Genomic DNA, 13,696 nt, shown 5'->3' with positions numbered 1-13,696 from the left:
GTCCACCATGAAGAACCTCAAGAGGGCCGCCGCCGCCCTGGCCGCCACCGCCGCGCTGATCGCCGGTGTCACCGGAACCGCCGACGCCGCGAGCTACAACGGCTCGTGCGAGAGCGTCGGCGGTGAGATCTGTCTGTACCGCTACGCGAACTTCACCGGCGCGCTGTACGACACGATCTACAGCAAGACCAACTACAACGGCTCCACCTACTACGGCACCTCGGTGCTGATAGACAACACGGTCTCCTCCGTCAGAAATCGCGACTCGGTCAACTCCATCGAGGTCTGGACGGGCCAGAACTACACCGGCCTGCGCGTGCACGCCGATCCGGGTCTGACCCTGTGGGACATGTCGATCTTCTGGGACGGCGCCACCGACGACGCGATCTCCTCCCACTGCTTCAGCAGCAACGCCTACTGCCCCGCATGATCGTCCCGCGCAACAGAACGGGTGGGCTGCTCCTCGTCGCCTCTCTCGCTGTGACGCTCATGGGGTGCTCATCCGGCGAGGAATCCCGGGGATCCGCCGCCGACGCGCAGTCCTACAAGCCGCAGACGTCGAAGACCTGGGGCGGCGTCGCCATCAGCCTGCCCCTGGACCCGTACACCGTCACCGCGCAGGAGCGGGAGGCACTCAATCAGGCCGTCGCCACCCTGGCGGGCGACTGCATGAAGGAGTACGGATTCGACTGGCCGGCGCCGCTGCCGCCGACTCCCCGCAATCTGAACTCCAACGCCCGCCTCTATGGAGTGACCGACCCCGAATCGGTGGCCGTCTTCGGCTACCATCCCCCGCTTCCGAAGGGGATGACGGCCGGCCAGGCCGAGCAGGAGTCGGCGAGGCAGCGCGCGCACTACGCGGATGTCTCACCCGCCGCCATGACCCTCTACAAAGGCGACGGCCCATCATCGGTGAACGGCAAGAACGTCCCCGAGGGCGGATGCCTCGGTGAGACACGCCGGAAGGTGGGCCTGGGTGATGCCGCCACCCTCGACGCCACCTTCACCAAGGTGAACCTCCAGGCCTCGGAGCTGGCGGCCAACGACCCCCGGGTCAGCAGCCTCAACCAGCGCTGGGCCGCCTGTATGAAGGAGTCGGGCTACCACTACAAGGACCCGCTGGCCGCCGCCGGCGATCCGGAGTGGACGGCCGGCGAGGGGGGCCAGGGAAGCGAGGACAGCGACGTCGCGGGAACGGCGAAGCCACGCGAGATCACCGTCGCCTCCATGGACGTGGAGTGCAAGCAGCGGGTGGACTACGTCCGGGCCCATTCGTCCGTGCAGTCCGAGCACCAGAACAAGCTCATCGAAACGAACATCACGGAGCTGTCCGCGGCCCGTGACACCTGGAAGTCGGCGCTGGCCAAGGCGAACGAACTGCTGGCGAAGAGGGGCTGACCGAGTGCCGAGCGTCGAGGCCGCCGGAATGGCCCTGATGTTCTGAGCCCGGTCCGGACTCGACACGGCGTCCGTCCGGACCAGTACCTCGCACCGCTTCCTCCTCATCTCCTGCCGAGGTCTGCGGCGGGCAAGGGGCTTGCCGTCCGACGGCAAGCCCCTGGGGGAGGTCACCGGTCTTCGAGTCCTCGGTATCCATGGCCGGTAATTACCGATCCGGTAATTACTGATCCGGTAAATAGAACGTCTAAGGGAAGGGAAATATTCAAGTTGAACGTAAAGAGGGTTCTCACGGTTGGTGCCGCTTTTCTGGCAACGTCTCTGGGGGCGGCACAGGGTGTCTCGGTCGCCGAGACCCATAACTCGTCGGATACATACGGGAGCACCGGAAGGTGCGCCTACAGCAATATCTGCCTCTACTACAATTCGGGCCAGTCCGGAGCCAAGTTCAGCCGCTATTTCAACGCCAATAGTGTCCAGGTGACACTCGCGATACCGGATCTCGCCAACTACTACTTCGACTCTTCTGGCGCCGGTGCGGGGCAGTCGGTGAAGAACAACGCCGCGTCGGGGGAGATCAACGGCACCAATTGCTCTATGTGGGTCTACTACAACAGCAACTACGGTGGAAACATCGACTACTTCGGCGGCACTTCCTATGGGCAGCTCTGGTACACATACAACGAGAACGCGTCCCTGAAGGCCGGCTGCCCGTGAACGATGCGCCGACCCTGACCGAATCTCAGCGGTCAGGGTCGGCGTACCTGTTGAGAAACGTCCCGCGGTTCGCTACGGACTGTCGAGCGGGCAGAGAATCGATGGATCATGCGATACGCCACACATATGCTCACCGCGGCCATCGCTGCGGTCACCATGCTGTCGCTGTCTTCATGCGCGGCTCCCGACAGCGGTCCCGACCGTGCTTCCCAGGAATCAGCTCCTGAGGGGCGCACGCACACGCCCTCTCACAGCGGCCCGGCACAGCCGGCTCCCGAAGCCGAGGCCAATCCGCTCCCCCTGCCCGTGCAGAAATATCTCCTGACGCCGAGTGTCATGTCAGAGATCAATCCTGCGACGTTGATCCTGGCAAACTCTTGCCTACAGCAGCAAAACATCACGCCGGTAAAACATACCGCTCCCCCTGACGGTCGCGAAAACCGTTCCGACCCCTATGAGGTCGGACGGCGTTACGGGCCGATCATCGAATCCGATGTCAACGCCTACGGCTACCATCTTCCTCCGGGATGGTTTGGCGAGGCAACGTCCGCTCCAAAAATGTCAGCTTCGCAGAAAGCTGCCATGAATGGACCAACTGGATGCCTTGCTGCTGCCCGGAAGGAACTCATCGGCGAACGCTCCCTGGATTCCCCGATCGCCCGGCAGATCAGCAGTAAGAGCTTCATGGAGTCCCTGAAGGATCCAAAGGTGAAGGCCGCCACCGCGGACTGGTCGGCTTGCATGGCCAAGAAGGGGCACTCCTACACGGGCCCGCTGGAGGCTCTCTCAAAGGCCGACTTGACCACACCGGAGCCGAGCCCGGCCGAACTGCGGATCGCGTCTGCCGATTATTCGTGCAAAGTGTCAACCGATTTGATTTCCATCTGGCAGAAAGTTGAGACAGGGATTCAGGAAAAGGAGATAGCGAAGAATCTCCCGGCCTTGGAGAAGGCAAACGCGCAGCGAATCCAGGTCATGGCGGAAGCAGAGGAGATCAGCAGCCGGGTCGAATGATCCGCTGATCTTGAATGCGGGTGTCGTCAAGGTATGACGCACGGAACCCGGCGTCGGCCGGACCGCTGACGCGACACATGCCCCCATCCCCGCACCGGTGGCCGGATCGCCGCCCTGGCCGCCAGGGAGCGGGAGACACCGGAGCCGCCGGCCAAGGTGCTCGCCGGGAGGGACACACCCCCACGGCAGGGAATCGCAGACGTATGTGCCCACCGGCTCCTCAACACCCGGGACATGGCGCAGGCCCCTCACACACTCGTCCGGTTCTTCCACGATCCCGGGGAGGACGTCCGCGAGGCCGCCGGTGTGGTGTGCGTCGTGCTGCGCGGCCGACGCCCGCCACACCGGCCGCCCGCTCGTCCGCGCGTACGCCCAGGCGTCGTCACCCATGCGTCGCTCCGGATCCTCCATCTGCTGGACCGACCGCCGTTGCTCGGGTCCTACGACCTGGCAGCGGCGATCGACGACTCCCGGCGGAGCTGAACCGGAACCTGCCGCGGCCCGTGGGGCTCTCCCCTGCCCGGACACCTCCGGCGTGCGCGGATGCATGCGCCCCGGTGTGCCTCCGTCGCACCGGAGGACCGGGTGGAAGCGTTCAGCTCTCCGGTGACCGGGTGCTGAGCTGTACGGATGACGCACGTCTCGAACCCCCGTGGCCGCGTGACCCTCCTCCCCCATCTGCTGCCCGAAGCGCGCACGGCCTTCACCGGGCTCGGAAGACGACGCCCCTACGCAGTCGGAGAGGCGATCCTCCACGAAGGGGACACAGCGCAGGAGTTGGTGGTCCTCCACGAAGGCGTGGTGAAGGTGACCGTCCGGCTGGACCGTGACCGGGAATCGCTGGTCGACATCAGGATCGGCGAGGACGTGCTGGGCGAGGGCACGGCCATGGGAGTCGGCCCCCGATCGGCCACGGTCACCTCGTGCGGCGCTGTGTGCGCCAGCCTCGTTCCCCGTGCCGAACTGGATTCCTTCCTCCACGATCACCCCGAAGTGTCCATGGCGCTCAACCGCGTGTTCTCCGCCAGACTGCGCCGGGCCGACCGCCTGCGCCTGGAACTGGGCCGGTATCCGGTGCAGGTGAGGCTGGCGCGCGTGCTCGTCGAACTCGCGGAGACATACGGGGGACCTGCTCGCCCCTACGGGAAGCCCGACCCGAATACGGCGCGGATCGATGTGTGTCTGTCTCAGCCGGAGCTCGCGGCTCTCACCGCGTGCGCCCCGGACACCGTCCATGTGGCCCTCACTCGGCTGCGGAGGAGCGGGATCATCTCCACCGAATCGCAACAGCGGACCGTCGTGCGGGACATGGCCCGGCTGCGCGAGGTGGCTCTGCTGCGTACGCCCACCGCTCGAAGGGGGCGACCGGCCCGGCGCCGATGAACGCGCTGCGCTTAGTCCGTGACGCCCCCGCCGGCCAGGGGGACGTGTCCCGGTGAGCCCGGCTCCCTGCACGGCACGGGCAGCCATGTCAAGAATCTCGTACTCATACGGCATTGTGGAGGGCTCATGCCCCTTCCGCCCACAGTTGGCGTGCACCGCACCCAACCCCCCCTGGAAGGTGGCGAGTTGTCATGAAAGAGATCTCTCCTCCCCGGGCGCCTGCCTGTCCGCCGCGCCGCCGTCTGTGTCTGGCGGTGGACGTGGAGCAGTACAGCCGGCTCGACACCCGGGCCCAGTCGGCCGTCCAGTCCGAACTGGTCCGGCTCCTGGAGGAAGCGGCGGCGCTGACCGGTCTGGACAGGGCGGCCTGGACGCGTCAGCCGCAGGGCGACCTGGAGTTCGCCGTGCTTCCCGAGGCCACGCCGGAAGACGCCGTGCTGGGCCCGTTCGTCCATCATCTCGCCGTCCGCCTCCGGGACCGCAACGACCGTCCGGTCGCTCATCGGGTCAGGCTGCGGATGGCCGTGGACACGGGCGTGGCCGAGGACGCCGCCCTCGGCCACGCCGGTCCCGCACCGGTCGCCGTGGCGCGGTACGTCAACGCGCCCCCGCTCAAGGCCGCGCTCGCCGGTCTCACCGCGGCGGATCTCGCCGTGGTGGTGTCGGACCGGCTGTACCAGGACGTCGTACGGTCCGGACGGCCGGATCTCGATCCCGTCGAGTATGTGCGGGTCCATGTGAGGGTGAAGGAGTTCGGCGGCTACGGGTGGGTCCGCGTGCCGGGACACGGACCGGACGACGTGCGGGCGGCCGTGGCCGCCGAGGCGCCGGAGCCGAGGCATGCGCCGGACGCCGGCGCGCCGGACAGGGCGAGGCTGTCGCAGTACGTCCACCAGGGTGCCGCCGTCGGCGGGGACGTCTTCGGCGGACTCGCCGTCGGTCTGCCCCTGCCCTCGGGACGATCCGGTCCCGTGCTCCCCGGGTCTTCCGGTTCCGGGCCGCTCCGGTGACGGCGCCCCATCGGGCCCCGTTCCGGCGCGAGCGGGCGGACATCCAGTGGGCGGACTTCGGAGTCAACGTGGGTCACACCGTGTACGGAGGCATTCACTTCCACCCGCCCGCCCTCTCCGCCGGCCGATCCCTGGGCCGGGGCGGGGCAGCGCAGCCGAGCGGCCCGCCCTGGCACACGGCAGTCAGCTCGGCCCTGTCCGATCTCGCGCGTGCCTGCGGCCGAGCCGCTGACGCCCTGACGCACCTGCCCCGGCCCGACGGGGCCGGAAAGGAGGAGAAATGACATCGACCGAACTCCCGAGCGTCGACACCGGTATCTTCGCCCGGATCGACCTGGGCGTCCTCGGGGTGGACGACGACGGGCGACCGTCCCTCACGGTGCATGCGGGACCGCGTACGGTTCTTCTCTCCCCGGAGGAGAGCAGGCGTGCTCTCTACGGCCCCGGGCGGGACGCGGCGCTCGGGGCGGCGGTCTGGCGACAGGCCGTCACCCAGGCACGGCGGGAGCCACCGGGCGGCGACGGCAGCGCGGCTCGGCTGCTCGTCGTCTGGCTGGCCCTTCCCGGGCTCTACCGGAATCTGCACCGCGTCCTGCGCCTCTGGCCGTCGATCGATCGGGCCGACCTGGAAGCGGAGGCCGTTCTCGAGGTCCTCGCCGTCCTCGACTCGGCGGACCCGGACAGCCCGGACACGGGCCGTCGCCTGGTCAAGGGGGCGGTGAACCGCATGTGGGCCTACGCCAGGCGCGTCACGCGGGAGATCCCCGTGGCCGACATAGCCGCCTGCGCCGAGGCCCGCAACTCCCCGCTCGCCGCGGAGACGCAACCCCGCTCGCCCGAGGGATGGGAGGTGCACATCACGCCCCCGCCCCGCCCCGAGGGCCTGTACGCCACACTCCGCTTCGTCGAGCAGCGCCCTCGGCAGGACGGCGGGCACAGCGCCGCTCGCCTGTCCGACCTGGTGGCCCGGGCCCGCCGCCATGAGGAGGCGGACCTCATCGGCACCCTCGTCCTGCGCCCTGCGGGAGCCCTGCGGTGACCGGGCAGCCCAGTCGGCGACTCGGGTTCGCGGAGGCCCTCGACCTACCCCTGTGCGTCGATCTGCGCACCGCAGCCCGCGCCTTCGGGATCTGCCCCGCCACGGCGTCCAAGCTCATCCGCCTCAACGCCTTCCCGTGCCCCGTACTACGGCTCGGTGACCACTACCGCATTCCCACCGCCGGTCTGCTGCGTGCCCTCGGTATCGAGGAGTTGCCGGTGTACGCCGTCCCCCCGGACGACGACGCGGCGCCCGCCGTCCCACCCCACGACACCCACCCCCGTAGCCCGGAGGTCCTCTCATGATCACCTCACAGACGCTCCCGCACGAGTCCGACCAGCCCTTGAAGTGCTTCGTCGTCGGTCCCATCGGCGACCCGCACGCCGCGCACGGCAGCCCCGAGCGCGAGTCGTACGAGCACCACCTCGGCATCTTCGAGCAGGTGATCGCCCCCGCCTGTGAGAAGTACGGCATCAGCGCCGTGCGCGCGGACGGCATCACCCAGGCCGGTGACATCACCGAGCAGATCTGCCGGTACGTCGTCGAGTCCGACCTGGTCGTCGCGGACGTCAGCGGCGGCAACCCCAATGTCATGTACGAGCTGGGGCTGCGGCACATCACCGGCAAGCCGACGATCCACATCGGGGAGGCCGGGCAACTCCCCTTCGACATCGCGTCGATCAGGACGATTCGCTACCAGCGCACCCGCAGTCATCTGGCCGGAGCGCGCAAGGAGATCGAGAGTGCTGTGGAAGCCGGGCTCCGGGACGGCTTCGGACTGCTCACGCCGGCCCGGGTGCTGCGCGGACTCCAGGTCGGGGACGGACCGGACTCCGCCGTGGAGCCCGGCAGCGGAGGGAAGGAGGAGGACGAGGATTCACCTGGTCTGCTCGACGACTTCGCCGTGATCGAGGGCGAGTTGGATGAGATGACCGCAGACATGGAGGCGGTGGCGAAGACCACCGAGACGATTGGTGCACTGACCAGGCAGTCCAGCATCGAGCTGATCGACCTGACCCAGGCGAGCGCTCCCGCGAGTGCGCGGCTCGTCGCTGTTGCCCGCTACGCGGAGACCCTCAGCGCACCGGCCGATGAACTGAACACCGTTGCCAGCACGTTCGCGGAGCGAATGGTGATGCTGGACAGCGGAATCCGGGCCGCGCTCGGGCTCATCGAGATGACGCCCCCTGACGAACGCGGAGAGGGCGCAGAGCAGTTTCTGGAGCAGTTGATGGCCTTGGACGAGGCCGCCCAGGAGGCTCTGACGCAGATCGGGTTCTTCAGCACCTCGGCTGCGGCCATGTCCCGACTGAGTCGCCACCTCCGCAAGCCGGTGAAGAACATCTCTGCGGCGGCGAGGCATCTGACCTCGGCCATCGCGAGGATGGGAGAGTGGGCTTCCAAGGCCCGTGAGCTGGTGCAGGGGCAAGGGCCCACCGTCTGACGCGCGCTCCCAACGGGATCCGGACCCTCTTCGGAGGGTCCGGATCCCGCCGACGGCGGGATGCCGTCTACGGTTCTTCGCCGTGCGGCCAGGGCGGGTTCAGTCGAGTACCTCGCCAACCCCACCCCACCCTCGTCGATCCGCCATGCGAGTACCCGTACCGTCCGCCCCACCGGGCACGCGTTCGCTCCGCGGCCCCCCGACGGCAGCCCGGTCAGCAGGTCGGCCCGACGCGGCGTCGGTGCCGCCCTGCGTCCCGGGCTCACCACCATCACATCGCGCTGCCCACCCTGAAAGGCGTCCACGGTGCCGACCCGCACCCGGGAGTCGTCGTGCCACAGCCGGGCCAGCGCCTCCTTCTGCACGAGGGACGGCGTCACCGAACTGGCCGGGTTCAAGGGCCGTTGCAGCACAGGAGACGGGGCGAGTGCATCCAAATCGCCGTCCGGCCGCCCGCCATCCACCTACGTGACTCCAGGGACCCGACCCAGCCCAACTCCCCGTCGACAGCGCGGCCCTGGTCGCGTTTGTCGGCTTCGGTGGTGGGTAATTGCGTCACGCAGCATCGGGGGGTGCCGTATGACGAGTGGGGAGAGTGTTGACGAACTGCTGAAGCAGGTCGTCGCGGAGATCAGGTGTGGGGCCGCCGTGGGGTCGGGGTTCTTCATCGGGCCCGGGATTCTGCTCACCTGCGCGCATGTCGTGCCGGGGGACGAGTGCAGTGTGCGGTGGGGCGGTGAGTCGCGGGCGGGGCGGGTGCATCGGCGGTTTCCGGAGGAGTTGCCGGTGGGGGGCGGGCTGTATCCGCTGCCCGATCTGGCCGTGGTGGTGCTGGAGGGGGCGTCGTTCACGCTCCAGCCCTGTGCGGAGCTGGACTTCGGGCCCGTCGAGGCCATCGAGCGCGGTACCGAACTGCGGTCGGTCGGGCTGACCGAGCGGTATGCCGCCGGGAGGTCCGTCCATGATCTCGGTAGTTACAGCTATGCCGGTGTCATTCCCTATGAAGGGTTTGTGCTGCTCCAGGTGCGGGCCGAGACCGTGGTGCCGGGGATGAGCGGGGCGCCCGTGCTCGATCCGCGGACGGGGCGGGTCTGCGCGGTGGTCAAGAGGAGTGCCGACACGCGGGTCGCGCAAGGGGGGTGGCTGTTCCCGCTGGCGCAGCTCGCCGGTGAGCTGGAGCCGTTCGCCCTGCCCGACCGGCGGTGGCGCGACGCCCGGCGGCGGACGTTGTTTCCCGGGCTCGGGAACTTCCTGCGGCGGCCGAAGGGGCCGGGGCGGGGGGTGGTGGAAGGGGCACGGGGTTACTCGGATCTGCTCCGGCCCGAGCTGGGCGTCGTTCCCTTCCACGGGCGGGACGACTGGCTCGCCGACATGGTCCGGTGGTGCGAGCGCGGGCGGTACGGGGTCGATGTACGGCTCGTCACCGGGCCGGCCGGCACCGGCAAGACCCGTGCCGCGCTCGCCCTCGTCGATAACCGGCACGACGCGGGGTGGGTGTCGGGGCTCCTCGACCGCGCCGATCTGAGGGCACCGGACGCCCTGGACGACCGGCTGGGGCGGCTGGCGGCGCTGGAGGAACCCGCCCTGGTGGTGGTCGACTACGCCGAGGACTTCCCCCGGCTGGGGGAACTGCTGAACGCTGCGGTGCGGCACTTCCGTGACCGCCCGGCGCCGCTGCGTGTGCTGCTGCTGGCCCGGCGTTCCGAGGACTGGTGGCCGGCCGTGCTGGGGGACGAGATCGATGACCATGGGTTCGCGGAGCGGTTGCGGGGTGGGGTGCAGCGGCTGGCCGCGCTCGCCGTCCATCATGATCCGGAGCGGAACCGGGGGGCCCAGCAGGAGGAGTTCACCCTGTCCGTGCGGGCCTTCGCCCGGCATCTGCGGGAACCGGTTCCCGGCGCGCGGCTCGATGTCGCCCCCGGGGACCGGCCGCCGCTGCTCCAGATCCACACCGCCGCCCTGCTCGCCGTCGTCGCGACCGCCGAGGGCGACCGGCACCGCATCATGGACGGCGCCGGACTCGGCGCGGTCACCGCCGATGTGGAGGTCATCGACGCCCTTCTCGACCGGGAGCGGTGGCGGTTCTGGCGGCGCAGCGCGAAGCGGGTGCTCCAGCACCCCGTGGGCCTCGACCTGCCCGACCGGGCCGTCGCGCTCGCCACCTTCGGCGGGGCCGACGACCTGCCGGCGGCACGGGCGCTGATCGCCGGGGTGCTGGAGTACCCCGCCCCCCAGGACCGCGAGATCGCCGAGTGGCTCGCCGGGCTCTATCCCCCGTACGCCGTCGACGCGAGTGAGTACTGGGCCTCGCTGCGCCCCGACCTGATCGGCGAACGCCATGTCGCCAAGACCTTCGGGGCCGACCCCGCCCGCCCGGAGGCCGCCGGCTTCGCTCTCGCGTCCGGTGCCCTGGACCTGCTGCCGGATCATCGGCGGCAGCGGGCGTTCACCGTGCTGGCCCGTGCCCTTCAGCACAGCTCCGCGGAGGTGGAGCCGCTGCTGCGGCGGCTGTTGATGGACGACCGGGCGCGCGCGGAGCGCATTCCGCTCGCGGTGCGGCTCGCGCCCCTGGTGGGCGGGAAACTCGTCGATGTACTGAAGGAGCTGCTCGTCGAGGCGGGGGACGACTCGCTGTTCCATCTCGTCGCGGACGCCCTCCCCGAGGCCAGTGTGGAACTCACCCCGATCACCACCCTCGTCCTCACCCGCATCCCCGAGAAGCAGCTCGACCCGCAGACGCTGGTCGCGCTCGGCAGCCATCTGCTCGTCACCGGGGAACCGGTCGTCGCCCTCGGGCACATCCGGCAGGGCACCCGACGGCTGGAGGAACTGGAGCGCGGCGAACCCGGCGGACGCTGGAGCCAGCGGCTGCGTGACGCGTACGTGGCGCTGAGCGCGGCCCTCGCCGAGACCGGCATGGCACGGGAGGCCGTCACCGCGGGGCGCAAGGCGATCGAGTGGGGGCGCATCGGCGACGAGCCGCGCTCCGCCGCGCTCCAGGGCCTCATCGCCACCGCCGAGGCACTGATGCTCAACGGCAGCATCAAGGAGGCGCACGCGCTGATCGACCGGTCCGTGGCCGAGGCCCGCGCGATTCCCGAGGACGAGGAGGGACGGTCGACGTTCCGCGCGCTCACCCTCGCCTCCAAGGCCATGATCCTGCTCGCCCAGGGACATGTGCACCAGGCCCTCAGCATCGCCGACTCCGGCTACCGCGCCCTGATGGAGGACGAGGACGTCGCCGGGCACCGGGACGTCTACGCGCTCGCCTTCGCCCCCGTACTGACCGCCCGCGCGCTGGCCGCCTGGGTCGCCGAGGACACACCGGTCGCCGAGGTCGAGCACCGGATGGACCACGCCATCGAACTCCTGCGGTGGATGTACCGCCGCGAGCACATGATGGTGGTCCCGCCGCTCGTGCTGCTGCTCGTCGCACGGGCCCAGATGGCCCAGCAGGCGGGCGACGAGGAGGCCGCCCGCAACCTCGGCTCGCAGGCCGCCGTGATGGCCGTGCAGCAGGTGGACGCCGGATACCGCCGGGCGGGGCTGGTACTGCTGCACGTACTCGACTCGCTGCGTGCCCAGGGGGTGCCGCTGCCCGACCGGCTGATGAAGATGCTGCCGGACGCGGCGCAGTTGCGGGCCGCCCGCTCCGCCCGGGACGGCTGGGCCGCCATCGGCGAACTGTGGGGAGAGCAGCTCCGCGACCGCTTCCCCGGCACCGAGTCCAGCCAGGGCCACCGGTTCCTCGTGCTGTACGAGGACGCCAGCCGGCTCGCCACCGAGGACCGGCCCCGGGCGATCGCGGCGGCCCGCGAGGCCCTCGCCCTCCTCGCCTCGGAGGACGACCCGGTGGAGATGCCGAACCACGAGTCGGATTTGCTGGGCTGGCTCAGCCGGTGGTCCATCGCCGACGACCGGCACACGCGGGACGAACTGCGGACCGCGCTGCGGTACGCCCGTGAGGCCACCGGGCTGCGGCAGGGCACGTTCAGCAGCGACCCCGGGCCCGTGACGCTGCTCGCCCTGCTCCGCGACTTCGAGCAGACCGTGGCGGTGGAGCAGGAACTGGGCGAGACGGAGGCCGCCCGGCGCACCATCGACCGGGCGGTGCGCGCGGCCACCGGAACGGTGATGGAGCGGGCCCCGGCGCAGGTGCTGCCCACCGCCCTGCGGATCATGCTCCGCCAGGCCACCCTGCTGCACGAGTCGGGCGCCCCCGTACCCGCGCTGGGGGTGCTGGAACGGACGGACGCCTATCTGCGCCGCTTCCCTGGCGTCGTCGCCGGGGCCGCGCCCGCGCTCATCACGACCCTGGTCAAGCAGCACACCGGGTTGCTGGAGGAACTGGGGCGCCCGCCCGGCGTCTCGATCTCCTATACGGAGGAGACGATTCGGCGGGAGTTCATGGGACCGGAGGAGGGGGAGGGGACCGGGGCGGGGATCCGGGAAGGGGAGGGGATCGGGGAAGGGGAGGGGGAGGGGATCGGGGAAGGGGGCGGGGAGGGGAAGGGGTGGCGGGTGGTCGCGGGGGCTCAGGCGCTGGTGCTCGCCCACGCGGACGCGCTGTGGCATCTGGCGCTGCTGCGGCGCCGCCACGACGACCCCGAGGGGGCACTGGCCGACCTGGACGCCGGGGTGGAGCTGTGCGCCGACGACCCCGAACTGTCCACCGCGCGGGCCACGCTGCTGCGGCACAAGGGGCTGACCCTGTTGGAGGTCATGCGTCCCGAGGAGGCCATCGGTCCGCTGACCGAGGCGCTGGAGCTGTTCCGGGGTGTGCCGGGCGACGAGCGGGCGGGGGAACAACCCCTGCTGGTGATCGGCGAGTTGGGGCGGGCGTTGCGGGGGAGCGGTCGGCATCGTGAGGCGCTGGAGCGGTTCGGTGAGCTGCTCGACGGGGCGGGGGGACGGGTCGAGGCGGTGGGGGCCTCCGGTGGGTCCGGTGGGTCCGGTGGGTCGTCCGGGGCGTCCGATGCCGTCGCCCGGCATCTGGCGACCTGGTGCATCGAGCGGTCCTTCGTGTGGAGCGGGCTCGGCGAGTACGGGAACGCCCTGGCCGATGCCGTGTCGGCGGAGGAGGAGTACCGGGCGCGTCTGCGTGCCGCGCGCGCCGCCGGCCCCACGGCGCCCAACCGGCAGGACGACCCCGCCGCGGGGCTCGGCAGCGCCCTGGTCGCCAAGGCGCTGCATCTGCTCGCCGTGGCCCGGCTCGACGAGGCCGTCGACGCCGCCGAGGAGGCCGAACTCATCGCCCTCACCCTGCTCGACGAGGACCCGGACGCCTATGCCTCCTGGGCGGTCTACGCGGCCCGGGTCCGCGCCGTGATCCGCTGGGTGCGGGTGCCGCGGGCGGCCGGTGAGCTGCCCGAGCGGGACCCGGAGTGGGCGCGTTTCGAGGCGCTGCGAAAGCGGTACGAGAAGAAAAAGGAATGGAACGCCTTCTTTTTACAGAAGGCCCTGGACACCTACAACTCGCGGGATTACGATCCTGATTGACTTATTCAGGTTAAGTCACAAATGGGAAACGGGTGGGAAGTCGGCGGGGGTGATCGGGGGGCCGTGTGTGCACCTCGTACCGGCTCTCTTCCTGCGGGAATCTCCGTGATCTCCGTGATCTCCGTGATCTCCGTGATCTCCGTGATCTCCGCGATCTTGGTGATCTCGATGATCTCTGCGATCTCGTTCCTG

11 protein-coding genes are annotated in these 13,696 nt (G+C 70.0%); all 11 read left to right on the top strand.

The window, feature by feature from the left end:
- Positions 1-7: 7 nt before the first annotated feature.
- Complete coding sequence (locus AB0O01_RS35195; protein WP_365320007.1) at positions 8-430, top strand: peptidase inhibitor family I36 protein; 423 nt, start codon at positions 8-10, stop codon at positions 428-430.
- Entirely contained in the window at positions 427-1,398 is a 972-nt protein-coding gene (locus AB0O01_RS35190) for a hypothetical protein (RefSeq protein ID WP_365320006.1), read from the top strand. The genes AB0O01_RS35195 and AB0O01_RS35190 overlap by 4 nt, the downstream gene beginning before the upstream one ends.
- A 270-nt stretch (positions 1,399-1,668) precedes the next feature.
- A complete protein-coding gene (locus AB0O01_RS35185; RefSeq protein WP_365320004.1) occupies positions 1,669-2,115 on the top strand; it encodes a hypothetical protein in 447 nt (148 codons plus the stop codon).
- Positions 2,116-2,241: 126 nt separating this feature from the next.
- The gene (locus tag AB0O01_RS35180) at positions 2,242-3,129 is read left to right on the top strand and encodes a hypothetical protein (RefSeq protein WP_365320002.1); all 888 of its coding nucleotides are present in this window, start codon (positions 2,242-2,244) and stop codon (positions 3,127-3,129) included.
- 234 nt (positions 3,130-3,363) lie between these two features.
- The gene (locus AB0O01_RS35175) at positions 3,364-3,612 is read left to right on the top strand and encodes a hypothetical protein (RefSeq protein WP_365320001.1); all 249 of its coding nucleotides are present in this window, start codon (positions 3,364-3,366) and stop codon (positions 3,610-3,612) included.
- A gap of 147 nt (positions 3,613-3,759) precedes the next feature.
- The gene (locus tag AB0O01_RS35170) at positions 3,760-4,512 is read left to right on the top strand and encodes a Crp/Fnr family transcriptional regulator (protein ID WP_365319999.1); all 753 of its coding nucleotides are present in this window, start codon (positions 3,760-3,762) and stop codon (positions 4,510-4,512) included.
- Between the two features lie 191 nt (positions 4,513-4,703).
- Positions 4,704-5,522, top strand: a complete 819-nt coding sequence (locus AB0O01_RS35165) for a hypothetical protein (protein ID WP_365319998.1) — start codon at positions 4,704-4,706, stop codon at positions 5,520-5,522.
- 280 nt (positions 5,523-5,802) lie between these two features.
- Positions 5,803-6,561 (top strand): hypothetical protein, encoded by a 759-nt coding sequence (locus AB0O01_RS35160; RefSeq protein WP_365319996.1) that lies wholly within the window; start codon positions 5,803-5,805, stop codon positions 6,559-6,561.
- On the top strand, positions 6,558-6,866 hold the full coding sequence (locus tag AB0O01_RS35155; protein WP_365319994.1) for a DNA-binding protein: 309 nt from the start codon (positions 6,558-6,560) through the stop codon (positions 6,864-6,866). The genes AB0O01_RS35160 and AB0O01_RS35155 overlap by 4 nt, the downstream gene beginning before the upstream one ends.
- Positions 6,863-8,005 (top strand): hypothetical protein, encoded by a 1,143-nt coding sequence (locus AB0O01_RS35150; RefSeq protein WP_365319993.1) that lies wholly within the window; start codon positions 6,863-6,865, stop codon positions 8,003-8,005. Before AB0O01_RS35155 ends, AB0O01_RS35150 begins: the two co-directional genes overlap by 4 nt.
- A 579-nt stretch (positions 8,006-8,584) precedes the next feature.
- Complete coding sequence (locus AB0O01_RS35145) at positions 8,585-13,504, top strand: trypsin-like peptidase domain-containing protein (RefSeq protein WP_365319991.1); 4,920 nt, start codon at positions 8,585-8,587, stop codon at positions 13,502-13,504.
- Positions 13,505-13,696 lie beyond the last annotated feature (192 nt).

The organism is Streptomyces sp. NPDC093252 (assembly GCF_040683675.1).
Lineage (GTDB): Bacteria > Actinomycetota > Actinomycetes > Streptomycetales > Streptomycetaceae > Streptomyces.
Note: the sequence above shows the minus strand (reverse complement) of the source record. Positions and strands in the feature narration are given on the sequence as shown.

Excerpts from the sequence above, each read along its gene's own strand:
- AB0O01_RS35195 (WP_365320007.1), top strand. The coding sequence starts at position 8 with ATGAAGAACCTCAAGAGGGCCGCCGCCGCCCTGGCCGCCACCGCCGCG.
- AB0O01_RS35190 (WP_365320006.1), top strand. The coding sequence starts at position 427 with ATGATCGTCCCGCGCAACAGAACGGGTGGGCTGCTCCTCGTCGCCTCT.
- AB0O01_RS35180 (WP_365320002.1), top strand. The coding sequence starts at position 2,242 with ATGCTCACCGCGGCCATCGCTGCGGTCACCATGCTGTCGCTGTCTTCA.
- AB0O01_RS35175 (WP_365320001.1), top strand. The coding sequence starts at position 3,364 with ATGGCGCAGGCCCCTCACACACTCGTCCGGTTCTTCCACGATCCCGGG.
- AB0O01_RS35170 (WP_365319999.1), top strand. The coding sequence starts at position 3,760 with ATGACGCACGTCTCGAACCCCCGTGGCCGCGTGACCCTCCTCCCCCAT.
- AB0O01_RS35165 (WP_365319998.1), top strand. The coding sequence starts at position 4,704 with ATGAAAGAGATCTCTCCTCCCCGGGCGCCTGCCTGTCCGCCGCGCCGC.
- AB0O01_RS35160 (WP_365319996.1), top strand. The coding sequence starts at position 5,803 with ATGACATCGACCGAACTCCCGAGCGTCGACACCGGTATCTTCGCCCGG.
- AB0O01_RS35150 (WP_365319993.1), top strand. The coding sequence starts at position 6,863 with ATGATCACCTCACAGACGCTCCCGCACGAGTCCGACCAGCCCTTGAAG.
- AB0O01_RS35145 (WP_365319991.1), top strand. The coding sequence starts at position 8,585 with ATGACGAGTGGGGAGAGTGTTGACGAACTGCTGAAGCAGGTCGTCGCG.